Source organism: Gemmobacter denitrificans (assembly GCF_036964905.1).
Classification (GTDB): Bacteria; Pseudomonadota; Alphaproteobacteria; order Rhodobacterales; family Rhodobacteraceae; genus Gemmobacter; species Gemmobacter denitrificans.
Window position 1 is genome coordinate 320884 of record NZ_JBALHR010000002.1, and the last position, 15981, is coordinate 336864.

Annotated in this window: 16 protein-coding genes; 9 read left to right on the forward strand and 7 right to left on the reverse strand. The window is 64.6% G+C overall.

Features of this window, described 5'->3' with window-relative positions:
* Positions 1–34: 34 nt before the first annotated feature.
* The 4 genes from V6590_RS04710 to V6590_RS04725 form a co-directional block, all read right to left on the reverse strand.
* The gene (locus tag V6590_RS04710; protein ID WP_335420297.1) at positions 35–460 is read right to left on the reverse strand and encodes a cupin domain-containing protein; all 426 of its coding nucleotides are present in this window, start codon (positions 458–460) and stop codon (positions 35–37) included.
* On the reverse strand, positions 426–1028 hold the full coding sequence (locus tag V6590_RS04715) for a pseudouridine synthase (protein ID WP_335420299.1): 603 nt from the start codon (positions 1026–1028) through the stop codon (positions 426–428). Before V6590_RS04715 ends, V6590_RS04710 begins: the two co-directional genes overlap by 35 nt.
* Before the next feature lie 101 nt (positions 1029–1129).
* On the reverse strand, positions 1130–4456 hold the full coding sequence (gene carB / locus V6590_RS04720; protein WP_335420302.1) for a carbamoyl-phosphate synthase large subunit: 3327 nt from the start codon (positions 4454–4456) through the stop codon (positions 1130–1132).
* A 131-nt stretch (positions 4457–4587) separates the two neighbouring features.
* Positions 4588–4944 carry a DUF3147 family protein gene (locus V6590_RS04725; RefSeq protein WP_335420306.1) on the reverse strand — a complete coding sequence of 119 codons (357 nt, stop codon included), beginning with the start codon at positions 4942–4944 and terminating at the stop codon, positions 4588–4590.
* Positions 4945–5087: 143 nt separating this feature from the next.
* On the opposite strand from V6590_RS04725, the gene V6590_RS04730 reads away from it, so the two are divergent.
* The 7 genes from V6590_RS04730 (at position 5088) to V6590_RS04760 (ending at position 12872) form a co-directional block, all read left to right on the forward strand.
* The gene (locus V6590_RS04730) at positions 5088–6209 is read left to right on the forward strand and encodes an aminodeoxychorismate synthase component I (protein WP_335420864.1); all 1122 of its coding nucleotides are present in this window, start codon (positions 5088–5090) and stop codon (positions 6207–6209) included.
* Positions 6158–6796, forward strand: a complete 639-nt coding sequence (locus V6590_RS04735; protein WP_335420309.1) for an aminotransferase class IV family protein — start codon at positions 6158–6160, stop codon at positions 6794–6796. The genes V6590_RS04730 and V6590_RS04735 overlap by 52 nt, the downstream gene beginning before the upstream one ends.
* Positions 6797–6919: 123 nt before the next feature.
* Positions 6920–8989 carry an aspartate--tRNA ligase gene (gene aspS / locus V6590_RS04740; RefSeq protein ID WP_335420312.1) on the forward strand — a complete coding sequence of 690 codons (2070 nt, stop codon included), beginning with the start codon at positions 6920–6922 and terminating at the stop codon, positions 8987–8989.
* Positions 8990–9184: 195 nt separating this feature from the next.
* Entirely contained in the window at positions 9185–10552 is a 1368-nt protein-coding gene (locus V6590_RS04745; RefSeq protein ID WP_335420315.1) for a DUF1800 domain-containing protein, read from the forward strand.
* A gap of 10 nt (positions 10553–10562) precedes the next feature.
* Positions 10563–11759 carry a DUF1501 domain-containing protein gene (locus V6590_RS04750; RefSeq protein WP_335420318.1) on the forward strand — a complete coding sequence of 399 codons (1197 nt, stop codon included), beginning with the start codon at positions 10563–10565 and terminating at the stop codon, positions 11757–11759.
* Positions 11760–11816: 57 nt separating this feature from the next.
* Positions 11817–12533, forward strand: a complete 717-nt coding sequence (locus V6590_RS04755; RefSeq protein WP_335420321.1) for a GNAT family N-acetyltransferase — start codon at positions 11817–11819, stop codon at positions 12531–12533.
* Between the two features lie 18 nt (positions 12534–12551).
* Positions 12552–12872, forward strand: coding sequence for an MliC family protein (locus V6590_RS04760; RefSeq protein WP_335420324.1), 321 nt, complete (start codon positions 12552–12554; stop codon positions 12870–12872).
* 4 nt (positions 12873–12876) lie between these two features.
* On the opposite strand, the gene V6590_RS04765 is transcribed toward V6590_RS04760, so the two are convergent.
* Positions 12877–13635, reverse strand: coding sequence for a response regulator (locus V6590_RS04765; protein WP_335420326.1), 759 nt, complete (start codon positions 13633–13635; stop codon positions 12877–12879).
* 217 nt (positions 13636–13852) lie between these two features.
* Between V6590_RS04765 and mce the strand changes: the two genes are divergently transcribed.
* Both mce and V6590_RS04775 read left to right on the forward strand, forming a co-directional pair.
* Positions 13853–14257, forward strand: a complete 405-nt coding sequence (gene mce, locus V6590_RS04770) for a methylmalonyl-CoA epimerase (protein WP_335420328.1) — start codon at positions 13853–13855, stop codon at positions 14255–14257.
* Between the two features lie 3 nt (positions 14258–14260).
* Positions 14261–14527 carry a DUF1467 family protein gene (locus V6590_RS04775; RefSeq protein WP_335420332.1) on the forward strand — a complete coding sequence of 89 codons (267 nt, stop codon included), beginning with the start codon at positions 14261–14263 and terminating at the stop codon, positions 14525–14527.
* 22 nt (positions 14528–14549) lie between these two features.
* On the opposite strand, the gene V6590_RS04780 is transcribed toward V6590_RS04775, so the two are convergent.
* Together V6590_RS04780 and V6590_RS04785 are read right to left on the reverse strand one after the other, a co-directional pair.
* Positions 14550–15248, reverse strand: coding sequence for an EI24 domain-containing protein (locus V6590_RS04780; RefSeq protein ID WP_335420866.1), 699 nt, complete (start codon positions 15246–15248; stop codon positions 14550–14552).
* A 7-nt stretch (positions 15249–15255) separates the two neighbouring features.
* Complete coding sequence (locus tag V6590_RS04785) at positions 15256–15834, reverse strand: nitroreductase family protein (RefSeq protein WP_335420334.1); 579 nt, start codon at positions 15832–15834, stop codon at positions 15256–15258.
* Positions 15835–15981 lie beyond the last annotated feature (147 nt).

The following is a 15981-nucleotide window of genomic DNA, read 5'->3' on the forward strand; positions in this document are numbered from 1 at the left end:
TTGTCACCGGGACAATTCAGCGGAGCCGGGCATTTCAGCGCGGAATGTCAAATCCCGGCGGGGCAAGGGTGAAGCCGTCAAAGTGAAACCCAGGCGAGACGGTGCAGGAAACCAGTGTCCAGTCGCCCAGACTGCGCGCCGCCTGCCAGTGCCCCTCGGGCACGATCAGCTGGGGCATTTCCCCTTGCAGCACGGCAGGGCCCAGAACCCGATCCTCTGCCGGGCCTTCGTCTCCGGCGGCGGTGGACAGGTGCAGTGGTGCCCCCGCATGCCAGAGCCAGATTTCCACCGCATCCACCCGGTGCCAATGGCTGCACTCGCCCGCTTTCAGCAGAAACAGGATGGCCGTGCCATGGGGTCGCCCGGCGCTGGTCGTGTCGACCCAGGTTTGCCGATACCAGCCGCCTTCGGGATGCGGGGCCAGGTCAAGCGCGGCGATAAGGCGGTCGGCTTCGGTCATGCCTTGGTCCTTTCGGGGCAGGGGAGGCGACAGCCAGTTCCCGCCATTCGCCCGGTGCCAGCCCTTCCAGTGTCCAGTCGCCCACCCGCCAGCGGATCAGCCGCAGCGTGGGATGGCCAATCGCGGCTGTCATCCGGCGCACCTGGCGGTTGCGGCCTTCGCGCAGGGTCAGTTCGATCCAGCAATCGGGGACGCTCTGCCGCACCCGGATCGGCGGGATGCGTGGCCAAAGCCATGCGGGCGGATCAATCGCGCGCGCCCGGGCGGGCAGGGTTGGGCCATCGTTCAGCACGACGCCCCGGCACAGGGCCTCCAGCGCCGCTGCATCTGGCAGGCCCTCGACCTGCGCCAGATAGGTCTTTTCCATCTTGTGGGCCGGGTCGCTGATCCGGGCTTGCAACCTGCCGTCATCGGTCAGCAGCACCAGCCCTTCGCTGTCGCGATCCAGCCGCCCTGCCGGATAGACCCCCGGCACCGGCACCAGATCGGCCAGCGTCGCGCGCGTGCCATCGCCCGAGAACTGGCACATCACATCATAGGGTTTGTTCAGACAGATCAGCCGGGCCATGGCCGCCTTATGCCATGCCCCGGTGATGAAGGGAATGTGCCCTGCGGGCTTTTGCGGGCGCGCTCAGGAAGGGCCGCCGCATCGTCGGCCCCCTCTTTCCGTCAGCCCTGCAGCGTGCGCACGCCATATCCTTCGCTGCGGGCCTTCATGGCGGCAACGGCGGCGATGCTGGCGGCGGCGGTGGTGAAATAGGGGATCTTGTCCATCAGCGCCACCCGCCGGATGTCGCGGCTGTCATTGATGGCCTGATTGCCCTCGGTCGTGTTCATCACCAGTGCGATTTCGGTGTTCTTCAACGCATCCACGATATTGGGGCGGCCTTCATAGACCTTGTTCACGGTGCGTGCCGCAATGCCCAGCCCGGTCAGCCAGCCTGCCGTGCCCCGTGTCGCCACGATTTCAAACCCAAGAGCGATCAGGTCGCGGGCGGCATCGGCCAATGCGGCGGTCTTGTCCATGTCCTTGACTGACAAAAAGACCTTGCCTCCTTCGGGCAATTGCATGCCTGCGCCCATCTGTGCCTTGAGGAAGGCCAGCGCGAAGGTGCGATCCCAGCCCATCACCTCGCCGGTCGAACGCATTTCCGGGCCGAGCAGCGGGTCAACACCGGGGAAGCGGGCGAAGGGCAGCACGGCCTCTTTCACGCTGAACCACGGGGTGATCGGGTTGGCCAGCGTCATCGCATCGGCCAGCGGCAGCACGGTATCGGGGCCGACACCTGCCGCATAGGGCGCGCGTTCGGGGAAGTTCGACAGGGGTTCCCCCGCCATCAGGCGCGCCGCGATGGATGCAATCGCGCTATCGGTCGCCTTGGCCACAAAGGGCACGGTGCGGCTGGCGCGCGGGTTCACCTCAAGCACGTAAATCACGCCATCCTTGATGGCGAATTGCACGTTCATCAGGCCGACAACATTCAGCGCGCGGGCCATCAGCACCGTCTGGCGCTTCAACTCTTCAACCGTTTCCGCGCTCAGCGAATGCGGCGGCAGGCAGCAGGCAGAATCGCCCGAATGGACGCCCGCCTCTTCGATATGCTCCATGATGCCTGCGACATGCACGTTCTCGCCATCGCAGAGCGCATCCACATCCACCTCGATGGCGCCCGAGAGATAGCTGTCCAGCAGCACCGGCGTATCGCCCGAAACCTGCACGGCGGTGGCGATGTAACGCTCCAGCTGCTCATCGCTGCGCACGATCTCCATCGCGCGGCCGCCCAGCACGAAGCTGGGGCGGATCACCAGCGGATAGCCCACGGCCTTGGCCACGGCAAAGGCTTCGTCGCGGCTCCGCGCCGTGCCATTGACCGGCTGTTTCAGGCCCAGATCGTTCAGCAATTGCTGGAACCGCTCGCGGTCTTCGGCCAGATCAATCGCATCCGGCGTAGTGCCGAGGATCGGAATGCCTTCCTCATGCAGCGCATTGGCCAGCTTCAGCGGCGTTTGCCCGCCGAACTGCACGATCACCCCATGCAGCGTGCCGTTCTCCTGCTCCACCCGAAGGATTTCCAGCACATGTTCCAGCGTCAGCGGCTCGAAATACAGGCGGTCCGAGGTGTCGTAATCGGTCGACACCGTCTCGGGGTTGCAGTTGACCATGATGGTCTCATAGCCCTGCGCGGTCAGCGCAAAGCAGGCATGGCAGCAGCAATAATCGAACTCGATGCCTTGGCCGATCCGGTTCGGGCCACCGCCGAGGATGACCACCTTCTTGGCATTCGACGGGCGGCTTTCGCATTCCACATCGCCCATCGCGGGGGCCTCATAGGTGGAATACATATAGGGCGTCTGGGCCTCAAACTCTGCGGCGCAGGTGTCGATGCGCTTGAACACCGCCTTCACGCCCAGATTGCGACGGGCGCGGCGCACCTGCCCCTCATCCCGGCCCGTGAGCTTGGCCAGACGCGCATCGGTAAAGCCCATCATCTTGACCCGGCGCAGGCCGTCTTCGGTCACCGGCAGGCCTTTGGCGCGGATTTCTGCTTCCATATCCATGATTTCGCGGATGCGGGCCAGGAACCACGGATCAAACGAGGTCACTTGCTGGATTTCGTCATTCGTCAAACCATGGCGCATGGCTTGCGCGATCACGCGCAGACGGTCGGGCGTTTGTTGCCCAAGCGCCTTGAAGATCGAGGCCTTGTCCGGCGCGCCCGGAATAGCGAATTCGTCAAAGCCCGACAGCCCGGTTTCCAAGCTGGCCAACGCCTTTTGCAGGGACTCATGAATGGTGCGGCCAATCGCCATCACCTCGCCCACCGATTTCATCGCGGTGGTCAGGTTGTTTTCCGAACCGGGGAATTTTTCAAAAGCGAACCGCGGGATCTTGGTCACCACATAGTCGATTGACGGTTCAAACGACGCGGGTGTGACCTTGGTGATGTCGTTATCCAGCTCGTCCAGCGTGTAACCCACAGCCAGTTTGGCGGCGATTTTCGCAATCGGGAAGCCGGTCGCCTTCGACGCCAGCGCCGAGGAGCGCGACACGCGCGGGTTCATCTCGATCACCACCATACGGCCATCGGCCGGGTTGATCGCCCATTGCACGTTCGACCCGCCGGTTTCCACGCCGATCTCGCGCAAAACGGCGATCGAGCCGTTGCGCATGATCTGATATTCCTTGTCGGTCAGGGTCAGCGCCGGGGCGACGGTGATCGAATCGCCGGTATGCACGCCCATCGGATCAATGTTTTCGATTGAACAGACGATGATGGCGTTGTCCTTGCGGTCGCGCACCACCTCCATTTCATATTCTTTCCAGCCCAGCAGCGATTCATCGACCAGAACCTGCGCCACAGGGCTGGCCTCAAGGCCGCTTTTCACGATGGCCTCATAATCATCGCGGTTATAGGCTACACCGCCACCGGTGCCGCCAAGGGTAAAGGCGGGGCGGATGATCGCGGGCAGGCCGACATAATCCAGCGCCTTCATCGCCTCGGCCACACCCGCAGCCACATCGTATTTGCCGTTCACCTTGGGGGCCGCGATGATCGTGGCCTTGGGGTTTTCCAGCCCCAGCCGGTCCATCGCCTCGCGGAACAGCTTGCGGTCTTCGGCCATCTCGATGGCCTGCCGGTTGGCGCCGATCAGCTTGACGTTGAATTTTTCCAGCACGCCCATGTCATCCAGCGCCAGCGTGGTGTTCAGCCCGGTCTGGCCGCCCATGGTGGGCAGGATCGCGTCGGGGCGTTCCTTCTCGATGATCTTGGCCACCACTTCCGGCGTGATCGGTTCGATATAGGTGGCATCGGCCAGGCCCGGATCGGTCATGATCGTGGCGGGGTTGGAGTTCACGAGGATGACCCGATACCCTTCCTCGCGCAGCGCCTTGCAGGCCTGTGCGCCGGAATAGTCGAACTCGCAGGCCTGCCCGATCACAATGGGGCCTGCACCGATGATCATGATCGAGGAGATATCGGTTCTTTTCGGCATGGTGGCCCCCGTATGAGGTCCGCCGCGCCCCTTCGGGCCGGAGGACAGGATTCTGAGCATTGCGCAAATTGTCGGGGGTTATAGTCAGCGCAGGCCGGGGCGCAAGGGTGAATGCTTTCCATTTGCGCGGATCACAGGCGTATCCCCATCCGGCTGGCCCCCCAGATCATCAGTAGATAGAGCATCACGGTCAGAATGCACCCGATGCCAAGCCCGGCCCAGAACGAAACGCCCGCACGCCAGAGCCAGGGCATCAGCACGAACATCGGCACGGACGGGGCGATGAACCACAGGGTTGCCTGCGTGTGATCAGCCAGCCGTTCGATATCTGCGGTGTCGCGCCAAAGCCAGATCATCCCCAGCAGGGAAATCAGCGGCAGCGAGGCAATCAACGCACCGAACCCCGGCCAGTGCCGGGCCACTTCCGACGCGATGGCAATCAGAGCCCCGGACAGCATGGCCTTGAACAAGAGATAGGTCACATTCATTCCCTGTCTGGCCGCATTTGCCGGGGCAGTGTGGGCAGGCTGCGTCTAAAGGTCAACGAACCCTTTGCCGGAACCATGACTGGTCGGGGGCAGGGGGCGGTGCTAGATGGACCCCACGACACTTGGCAGAAGGGAGCGATGCGTTGATCCTGCTGGAACACGGCCCAGAGCGGCGCCCCGTCTGCTTTCGCGCCCCGCGCGATCTTGTCGTTGCGCATGATCCCTCCGAACTGGCCCCTGCCTTGGCGCGGCTGGATGCCGAACGTGGGGCCGGGGCCTGGGTCGCGGGCTATGTCAGCTATGAGGCCGGCTATGCGCTGGAGCCCAAGCTGGCCGCGCTGATGCCGGAGGGGCGCGACCATCCGTTGCTGGCCTTTGGCGTTTACGATGCGCCCGAACCGGCGGACGCCCTGCTGGCGGACCTGCCGCGCGATGCCCATCTGGCCGCCCTCGACCCCATGATCAGCCGTGCCGAATATGGCGCGGCCTTTGATCGGGTCGCGGATTATGTCGCGGCGGGTGACTGCTATCAGATCAACCTGACCTTCCCGATGGCAACCCGGGTGACGGGCGATCCGCTGGCGCTTTATGGTGCGCTGCGGGCCCGGCAGGCCGTGGGGTATGGGGCCTATCTGGATCTGGGCACCGGGCCGGTGATCGTGTCGCGCAGCCCGGAGCTGTTCTTTTCCACCACCCCGGCAGGCCGGATCGAAAGCCGCCCGATGAAGGGCACCGCCCCACGCGGTGCCGACCCCGAGGAAGATGCGGCGCTGGCCCAGGCGCTTTATCACAGTGAAAAGGGCCGGGCGGAAAACCTGATGATCGTCGATCTGCTGCGCAATGACATATCGCGCCTGTCTGCCATCGGATCGGTGAAAGTGCCCGAACTTTTCGCGGTCGAGGCCTTTGCCACCGTGCATCAGATGTCATCGCGCGTGGTCGGGCAATTGGTGGAACCGCCCGCTCTGGCCCGGTTGATGCCTGCGCTGTTTCCTTGCGGGTCGATCACCGGGGCACCCAAGATCCGTGCCATGCAGATCATTCGCGAAGTCGAACCCTTTCCGCGCGGGGTCTATTGCGGGGCCATCGGCTGGATGGCACCGGATGGGGCCAGCGCCTTCAACGTCGCGATCCGCACGCTGTCGGTCTGGCCGGATCGGGCGGTGCTGAATGTGGGCGGCGGCGTGGTGCATGACAGCACCGCCCAGGGCGAATGGGACGAGGCGCATTGGAAGGCGCGCTATGCGGCGGCGCTGGTGCGCTGATGGATGTGGCGCTGATCGAAACGATCCTGTGGGATGGCGCGTGCTGCCCGCGTCTGGCCGGGCATGAGGCGCGGCTTGCGCGCTCTGCCGCCCAACTGGGATTTCCCTATGTCCCCGGCGCGCTGCAATCAGCCTTGCCCCGGCCCGAAGGCCCGGCCCGGCTGCGGGCCACATTGGGGGCAGATGGTGCCCTGTCGGTGACGGAAGCCCCCTTGCCACCCGCCGCGGCGCAATGGCGGCTGGGGCTGGCCGATCAGCGGCTGTGGTCAGGCGACCCCTGGCTGCGGGTGAAATCGACCCGCCGCGCGCTTTATGATGCGGCCCGCGCCGCCCTTCCCGGCGGGGTGGATGAACTGATCTTCCTCAACGAACGCGGCGAGGTCTGCGAAGGCACGATCACGAATATCTTCTTTGACCGGGGGCAGGGACTGCGCACGCCCCCTCTGGCTTGCGGGGTGCTGCCCGGGGTGCTGCGGGCCGAACTGGCTTGCCAGGAAGAGATGCTTTGGCCGCAGGACTTGCCCCGGGTGCAGCTTTGGGTTGGAAATGCCCTGCGCGGGCTGATCCCGGCCGTCTGGGTGGGTTGACCGGACAAAAATCACCCCAAGCCGATGGCGAAGCGCCCGCGCCCTATCCCGGCGGGGTTGACTTGGCCCGGCGCGCGGTGTGTATCGGCACGTCAGGACCAAAGCCTCGGAAAGGGGAGCGTGATGCACGCCTATCGCAGCCATACTTGTGCGCAACTCAACAAGGATCACGTCGGGCAAAATGTGCGCCTGTCGGGTTGGGTCCATCGCGTGCGCGATCATGGCGGCGTGCTGTTCATCGACCTGCGCGACCATTACGGCATCACGCAGGTGCTGGCCGACAGCGACAGCCCGGCCTTTGCCGAGATTGAAAAGGTCCGCGCCGAATGGGTCATCAGCATTGATGGCCTCGTGAAGGCCCGCGACGCCAGCCTTGTGAACCCGAAACTGCCGACGGGCGAGATCGAGGTCTATATCAAGGGCATGCGCGTGCTGGGCGAGGCCGCCGAACTGCCGATGCCGGTCTTTGGCGAGGTCGATTACCCCGAGGAAACCCGCCTCACCTATCGCTTCCTCGACCTGCGCCGCGAAAAGCTGCACAACAACATGATGCTGCGTTCCAACGTGGTGCGCCATCTGCGCAATGCCATGTGGGATCAGGGCTTCAACGAATTCCAGACCCCGATCATCACCGCCTCCAGCCCCGAAGGCGCGCGCGACTTCCTCGTGCCGTCGCGCCTGCATCCGGGCAAGTTCTACGCCCTGCCGCAAGCGCCGCAGCAGTTCAAGCAGCTGATCATGGTGGCCGGTTTCGACCGCTACTTCCAGATCGCGCCCTGCTTCCGCGATGAAGACCCGCGCGCCGACCGCTCGCCCACTGATTTCTATCAGCTGGATGTCGAGATGTCCTTTGTCGAGCAGGAAGACATCTTCGCCGCCGTGCAGCCGGTGATCCAAGGGTTGTTCGAGAAGTTCCGCCCCGATTGCAAAACCGCCACCGATTGGCCGCGCATCGCCTATCGCGACAGCCTGCTGTGGTATGGCTCAGACAAGCCCGATCTGCGCAACCCGATCAAGATGCAGGTGGTCTCCGAGCATTTCCGCGACTCCGGTTTCGCCGTCTTCGCCAAACTGCTGGAACAAGAAGGCACCCAAATCCGCGCCATCCCCGCCCCCAAAGGCGGCAGCCGCAAGTTCTGCGACCGCATGAACGCCTTTGCGCAGCAGCAGGGCCTGCCGGGAATGGGGTATATCTTCTGGCGCGAGGCCGAGGATGGCGATGATAGGAAAGCTGAAATGAAAGCCTCGATCGAGGCCTTCCAAGCTGACCTAATCCGAAAGCTCGACGGCAAAGTGGAGAATAATCTCCTTAAAATGGTCGCCGCCTATGGCAGAACGCGACCCGGCAAAGAAATCATTGCTAGAAGCGTTGGTGTGGAGCGAGCGAAAGCAAAGGATTTCAGCTACACTGAAAATGGGTATCTCACTGATTTGGGGCGTGAACTTGCATCAGAGTTTTTTAACGATGCTGGATTTCTGGTCTACAAGGACACTCTTATCGCTGAGAGCGTTTTGGAAGCCGCAGGCCCCCTCGCCAAGAACATCGGCCCGGAACGCACCGAAGCCATCCGCCAGCAGCTTGGCCTTGGCCTTGGCGACGCGGCCTTCTTCCTTGGCGGCAAGCCCGAGCAGTTCGAGGCCATCGCTGGCCGCGCCCGCAATGAAATCGGCCGCGAACTGGGCCTGATCGAGGAAAATTCCTTCCGTTTCGCATGGATCGTCGATTTCCCGATGTATGAGAAAACCGACGACGGTAAAATCGACTTCAGCCACAACCCCTTCTCCATGCCGCAAGGCGGGATGGAGGCGCTGCAAGGCGATCCGCTCAGCGTTTACGCCTATCAATATGACCTTGCCTGCAACGGCTACGAGCTGATTTCGGGTGGTATCCGCAACCACAAGCCCGAGATCATGTACAAGGCCTTTGAACTGGCGGGCTACCCGAACAGCGAAGTGGACAAGCGCTTTGGTGGCATGGTCAAGGCGTTCAAATATGGCGCACCGCCCCACGGTGGCTGTGCAATGGGCATCGACCGCGCCGTGATGCTGCTGGCGGATGAGATGAACATCCGCGAGGTCATCATGTTCCCGATGAACCAGCGCGCCGAGGATCTGCTGATGAACGCGCCGTCGGAGCCGACCAACGAACAGCTGCGCGAATTGCGCCTGCGTGTGGTGCCGAAGGACGCCTGATCGTTTCTTCGGCATGATTTCAACCCGTCCGGTCCTTGGTCCGGGCGGGTTTTCTTTTGCTTCAATTCGTTATCAAGGGTTCTTAAAGTTGCGGCATGGTGCCGGCAGGCAAAAAGCCGCGCGCGCCCATGATCGGGCCTTACAACCCCGCACCGCTGGCCTATCTTGAGGCTGTGTCATTCCAGAGGGCAGCAGATGACCGAAGCCGCAGATATCCTTGCCTTTCGCTTTGGCACCGGTTTGCCCCTGACGCCCGGCGCGCCACAGGATGCAACGGCGGTGCTGGCCCTTCTGGCCGGGCCCGATCTTGCAGCGCAAGCCTTTCCCACCCCATCGCCTGATGCGGTGCTTGAGGTTTTCGCGCGGGTGTCCGAGGCACGGCGGGTATCGCGCCAGACCCAGCAAAAGGCAGCCCGCAAGGCCTATGGCAAGGTGTTGCAAGAGGTTCTGGCGCAGGAACAGGCGATCCTGCGCGCCCAGATTGCCCGTGCGGTCGATACGCAAGACGGGTTTCGTGAAAGGCTTGTTGCCTTTTGGGCCGATCATTTCAGCACCGGAACCCGGCTGCGCGATCACCGGGCCCTGTCCGCCGCGCGGATGGACGAGGCGATCCGCCCGCATCTGGCCGGACGCTTTGCCGATCTGCTGAAGGCGGCGATCCAGCATCCTTCGATGCTGATCTATCTGGATCAGACGGCTTCGCGCGGACCGGGGTCAAGGCAGGCGCAGGGCCGCAAACGGGGCGGGCTGAATGAAAACCTTGCCCGTGAATTGATCGAATTGCACACCATGGGCGTCGGCGCGGGCTATAGCCAGGAAGATGTGCGGCAACTGGCCGAATTGCTGACTGGGCTCAGCTTCGAACAGGGGCAGGGCACGGTGTTCAATCCGGCCATGGCCGAACCCGGTGCGGAAACCGTGCTGGGGCGTGACTATCGCGGCAAGGGTCTGGCCCCGATCCTGGCTGTGCTGGACGATCTGGCCCGCCGCCCGGAAACGGCCCGGCATCTGGCGCAGAAACTGGCGGTGCATTTTCTGGCCGATCAGCCCGATCCCGCCTTGGTGGACCGGATGGCGGCGGCCTATCTTGCGGCGGAAACCGCGCTGATGCCGGTGTATGAGGTAATGCTGACCGATGCCGCCGCCCTGTCACCCAAGATGAACAAGGCGCGGCAACCCTTTGATTTCATGTCCGCATCTCTGCGTGCGCTTGGGGTGGACGGGGCAGGGGTGCTGCGCATGGCGCCCAAGCCCTTTGAACGGCTGATCCGCGCCCCGATGAAAACCATGGGGCAGGATTGGGGGCAGGCCCCCGGCCCCGATGGCTGGGCCGAAGAGGTCACCGCCTGGATCACGCCGCTGGGTCTGGCCGCGCGGATCGACTGGGCGATGACTGTGCCGGGGCGGCTGGTTTCGGGGGGCATGCCCGACCCGCGCGATCTGGCCCGCCGTGCCTTGGGAAGTCTGGCCTCGCCCGTGTTGTTGCAGGCCGTGGCGCGGGCAGAATCGCCGCGCGAAGGCGTGGGGCTGGTTCTGGCCTCTGCCGAATTCAACCGCCGCTGAGAGGGACAAGATGCTGAACCGACGGCTATTCCTGAAAGGTGCGGCGGTGCTGGGCTGCTCGGCTGCCGCCCACCCCTGGCTGACCACGGTCACACTGGCGCAAGGGGCGCCCGCCCTGGGCGAAAACCGGCTGGTGGTGGTGATCCTGCGCGGCGCGATGGACGGGCTGGATGCGGTGCAGCCGCTGGGCGATCCGCTTTTTGCCCGCTATCGCCCCAGTCTGGGGGTTCAGACTGGCGCACTGCCGCTGGACGGTTATTTCGCGCTGCATCCAAAGCTGGCCGGGCTGATGCCCCTGTGGCAGGCGGGGGAGCTTGCGATGGTCCATGCCACATCGACCCCCTATCGCGACAAGCGCAGCCATTTCGACGGGCAGGATATTCTGGAGGCCGGCACGGGCCTCGATGTGCCGCAACCCGAGGTGCGCGATGGCTGGCTGAACCGCATGTTGCAGGCTGTGCCGGGGATCACCGCCGAAACCGCCTATGCGGTCGGGCGCGAGGCCTTGCCCCTGCTGGCGGGGGCTGCCGATGTGCGCAACTGGACCCCGGATCAGGAATTGCAGCTTTCGGCGCAGAGCCGCCTCTTGCTCGAACAGATCTATCACGATGACCCGCTGTTCCAGCAGGCCGCGATGGAGGCGATGGAAATCACCGCAGGTGACCGCGACGCCAGCGGTGCGCCGATGTTGCCCGCCGCCGGAAAGCGGCTGGCCGATATCGACCGCCTGGCCGGTTTCGCGGTGGAACGTCTGCGCGCGGAAACGCGGATCGCGGCCTTTTCGCTGTCGGGTTGGGACACGCACCGCCAGCAAAAAGGGCCTCTGGGGCAAAGCCTGTCGGGGTTGGAGCGATTGTTCCTGCAATTGCGCAGCGGGCTGGGGGGCATCTGGGATCGCACATTGGTGGTTGCAATGACCGAATTCGGCCGCACCGTGGCCGAGAATGGCACAAGGGGCACGGATCACGGCACGGGTGGCGCCATGCTTCTGGCCGGTGGCGCCCTGCGCGGCGGGCGGGTGCTTGGCCGCTGGCCTGGGCTGGACGAGACCGCCCTTTATGCCCGGCGCGACCTGATGCCCACGACCGATGTGCGCGCCTGGGCGGCTTGGGCGATGCGGGGCCTCTACGGTTTTGACCGTGCGGTTCTGGAAAATGCCGTGTTTCCGGGGCTGCAGATGGGGGATGATCCTGGCCTGCTGCGCTGATCTTGCGCTTGGCCCAACCGCCGCATAGCCTTGGGCAAAACCGGGATGGAGGGGGTGATGGTGGTGGATCTTGGCGTGGCAGTGGCCCCTCTGCAGGATTTGGCCCATCCGGCGGGGGCCGTCTTGCGCGGCGATGGTGTCTGGCTGGAACCGCTTCAGGCCGATCTGCACGCCGCCGATCTGTATCGCGCCTTTTCGGTGGATGATTCGCTGTGGGATTACATGGGCTACGGCCCCTTTGGCGGGGCTGCGGCCTATCATCGCTGGGCCAAGGATCACGAGGCATTGCGTGATCCGGTCTTTCTGGTGATCCGCGATCTGGCCAGCGGCCATTGCACCGGGATCGCGGCTTTCCTGCGCATCGACCAGACCCATGGCGTGATCGAGGTGGGGCATATCTGCATGGCCCCCGCCCTGCAAAAGACCCGCGCCGCGACCGAAGCCATGTTCCTGATGATGGATTGGACCTTTGCCGCCGGATATCGTCGCTATGAATGGAAATGCAATGCCCGCAACCTGCCGTCACGCCGGGCCGCACAGCGGCTTGGCTTCAGTTACGAAGGCACCTTCCGGCAGCATATGGTGGTCAAGGGGCATAACCGCGATACAGCGTGGTTTTCCGTCATCGACAGTGAATGGCCCGGCCTGCGCGAGGCCTATGCCGCTTGGCTCAGCCCCGGCAATTTCAGCCCCGAGGGGCGTCAGCGCGAACGCCTGTCCGATCTGACGCGGCTCGTCCGTGCAGGATCGGACCCGGCCCTGCAATCCCTGTGACCCAACCGGAGTGATGTTGTGATCCGTTTTCTGACCCTTGCCCTGCTGTTTGCCACGCCTGTCACCGCCCAAGAGATCAGCACTGCCCGGTACAGCTGCGATCGCGGCGCGCAGGTCTTGGCCAGCTATCTCAATCCCGGGGACCGCAGTTTCGCCGTGCTGACCTTCGAAGGCCGTCAGATGGTGTTCGAAGTGGCGCTCAGCGCCTCTGGCGCGCGCTATGTCAGCCGCGACCCGGCCGCCCCCTTTGTCTGGTGGACCAAAGGGGACAGCGCCATGTTGCTGCATGGCGAAGGCGATGCCGAGGCGATGATCTATTCGGAATGTCTGGCCGGCTGACCGGTTATTCCATGGCGGGGCGCGGGGCGATCAACGGCGCGACAGGTGCCTTGAGCCGGGCCGAGATCAGCTGCGCCAGTTCCGAGAGGCCACCACCGCGTTGACGGGCGGCCCCGGCCGCCTGTTCCAGCACGGGGTCGCAGGCAACCCGCGCCACACCCTGAACGAACCCGGCGACATAGCCCGCACTGGCGGCATCAGGGCCCGCCTCGATCAGTGCCGCCGCATGAACCAGATCATCATGCAGGGCCAGAGGATCAGGGGCCTGGGCCGCAGATGGATCGCTGGTCAGCGCATGGCCCAAAGTCGTGCGCTGCGCCCCCGGCATCAGCCGCAGGATCAGGGTCTGGAATGCGGCCAGCCCCGGGACCGGCTTTTCAACGAACCCGTCTGCCCCGGCGGCCAGCGCCCCGGCCCGCCCGGATGGATCGCCGCTGAGCCCGAGAAGAACCGGACGTGGCCCCGACCCAAGCGCCAGTTCACGGATCAGCGCCTCGCCCCTGCCATCGGGAAGGCCCAGATCGATCATCACCACATCGGGCCGGTACAGCCGCAGATGCGCCCGCGCGGCGCGCAGGGTTTCCGCCCGCCGCAGCCGGGCCCCTGACCGCTGGCACAAAAGGCGCAGCGCATCCGATGCGAAGCGGCTGTCCTCCACCATCAGGATCGTCAGCCCGCGCAACGGGGCAGCCTGCGCTTCGGCGGCCAGCCGGGCGGGCAGATGCAGGTGGGGCGGATCAGAGGCGGATGCGGGCAGCGGCATGGCGGATCCTGTCGGTGGGTGCAGAGGTCCAGAACAGCAGAAAAGGCCTAATCGCTGGTAAACGATCCAGCACCCCTGTGCGAGTCTGACGCAACGCGCATGGGCGCATCCCGCCGTTCCGGGGCTTGCGCCAGTCGCGGCAGCGCAGCATAACCACGGGGATGGCCCCTGGCCCGGGCCGCGCGTGACATGAACGCAAGCGAGAGGAGAGCCTGCGATGATCGGACGTCTGAACCATGTGGCGATTGCTGTGCCCGATCTTGAGGCGGCGGCAGCACAATACCGCGACACGCTGGGTGCCCATGTGCGCGCGCCGCAGGACGAACCCGATCATGGCGTGACGGTCGTGTTCATCGATCTGCCCAATACCAAGATCGAACTGCTGTATCCGCTGGGGGAAAATTCGCCCATTCAGGGGTTTCTTGACAAGAATCCCGCAGGCGGCATCCACCATATCTGCTATGAGGTGGAAGATATCCTTGCGGCGCGCGATCAGCTCAAGGCCGCAGGGGCGCGGGTTCTGGGCACGGGCGAGCCGAAGATCGGCGCGCATGGCAAACCGGTCCTGTTCCTGCATCCCAAGGATTTCAACGGCTGTCTTGTCGAACTGGAGCAAGTCTGACCCATGTCCATCACCGGCGCGCTGATCCTTTTTGCTGTCACCTGGTTCATGGTCTTCTTCATGGTGCTGCCCGTGCGCTTCACCTCGCAGGGGGATCGGGGCGAGGTGGTGCCCGGCACGCCGAAATCCGCGCCTGCAGACCATGTGGTCGCCAGAAAGGCTTGGATCACCACGGGTATCACCTTCGTGATCTGGTTGGCGCTGGTTGCCTTCATCCTGTCCGGGGTTGTCACGGTGCGTGACATTGATTTCCGCGGCACGATGGGCTGAAGGGGGCTGCACGCCCCCGGAGTCAGGCCGATGACGTGGCGTTCAGCCGGTGGAACAGATGGGTGAAGGTTGCCACCCCCAGCACCGGGATCACCAGGTTCAGGATCGGGATCGACAGCGGGGCCGCCATCAGCGCACCCGCCATCCAGACCTTGCCCGCATGACGGGCCCGCAACGCCTTGGCACCCTGACGGCCCAGCCTGCGCATGGCCACCATGGTGAAATATTCCCGCCCCAGCAAAAGCCCGTTCACCGCCCAGAACACCACCGGGATCAGCGGGCCGGCGAAGGGGAACAGGAACAGCGCCAGGACATTGGCCGCCACCAGCAGACCGAAGAAATTCACCGTATCAACCAGAATATCCCCAAAGGGCACGGGTTGTGGCGCGGGCAGGGCGGGGTAGTGTCGCTGCTCCACCGCATCGACGATCCCGTCCAGAAACAGGCCGGAAAACAAGGCCGCCACTGGAACCATCAGAAAGATCGACAGGAACAGCATCACTGCCACCGATCCGAAAACGGCCGCCACCATGTCCAATCCGCCGATCGGCCCGATCCAGGGCAGCGAGACGCTGGCCGGAACCAGCCATTCGATCAGGGCGGCACTGCCTGCCGTGACGGCAACCAGCATCAGGAAGGCCAGCCCGATGCCGATCAGAACCACCCGGCGAAAGCGCGGATCGCCCAACTGGCCAAGGGCCTTGCCGAAAGCGGAAAAGATCATCGCATCACTCCGTCAGCCAGCGGGTCAGCGCCGCCACATCCGGGCGCGGTCGGTCCGGTGGCGGGGTGGTTTCCGTGCCGATATGCACGATGCCTGCCACCCATTCCTGCGGCGCAAGGCCAAAGGCCGGTTCGGCAAAGCCCCGGTCATGGCTGACCCAGCCGGTCAGCCAGCAGGCCCCCCAGCCCGCCGCCTGTGCCGCATTCACCAGCCCCAGACAGACCGCGCCTGCCGACAGGGTCTGTTCGATCTCCGGCACCTTGTCCTGTGCCTTGGGGCTGGCGATCACCACCACCGCCAGATTGCCCTGATCGAACTGGCCGCGCCCCTTGGCGATGCGTTCGTCATTGCCACCAGTGGCACGGGCGCGGGCCTCGGCCATATCGGCCAGCCGGATCATCGCGGGCCGGGTCAGCACCAGCAGCCGCCAGGGTTCCAGCTTGCCATGATCCGGCACCCGCAGCGCGGCAGTCAGGATCGGTGCCAGCTCTTCCGCCGTGGGAACCGGCGTGGTCATCGTCTTGGCCGGGCGTGACCGGCGCGTCAGCAGGAAATCCAGAACGGCGGGGTTGGGGGCGGGCATGGCGGTTCCTTCTGGTCATGTTGGCCGCAACATAGGCGCGGGCAGGGGCGGGGGGAAGCGGGCAGGCAACGGAAATGCGCAGTTGCCGCCCCGCTGCGGGGCTTGCCCCGACGGGCAGCGGGCGTCTATCAGGGGGAACCCCTGCCG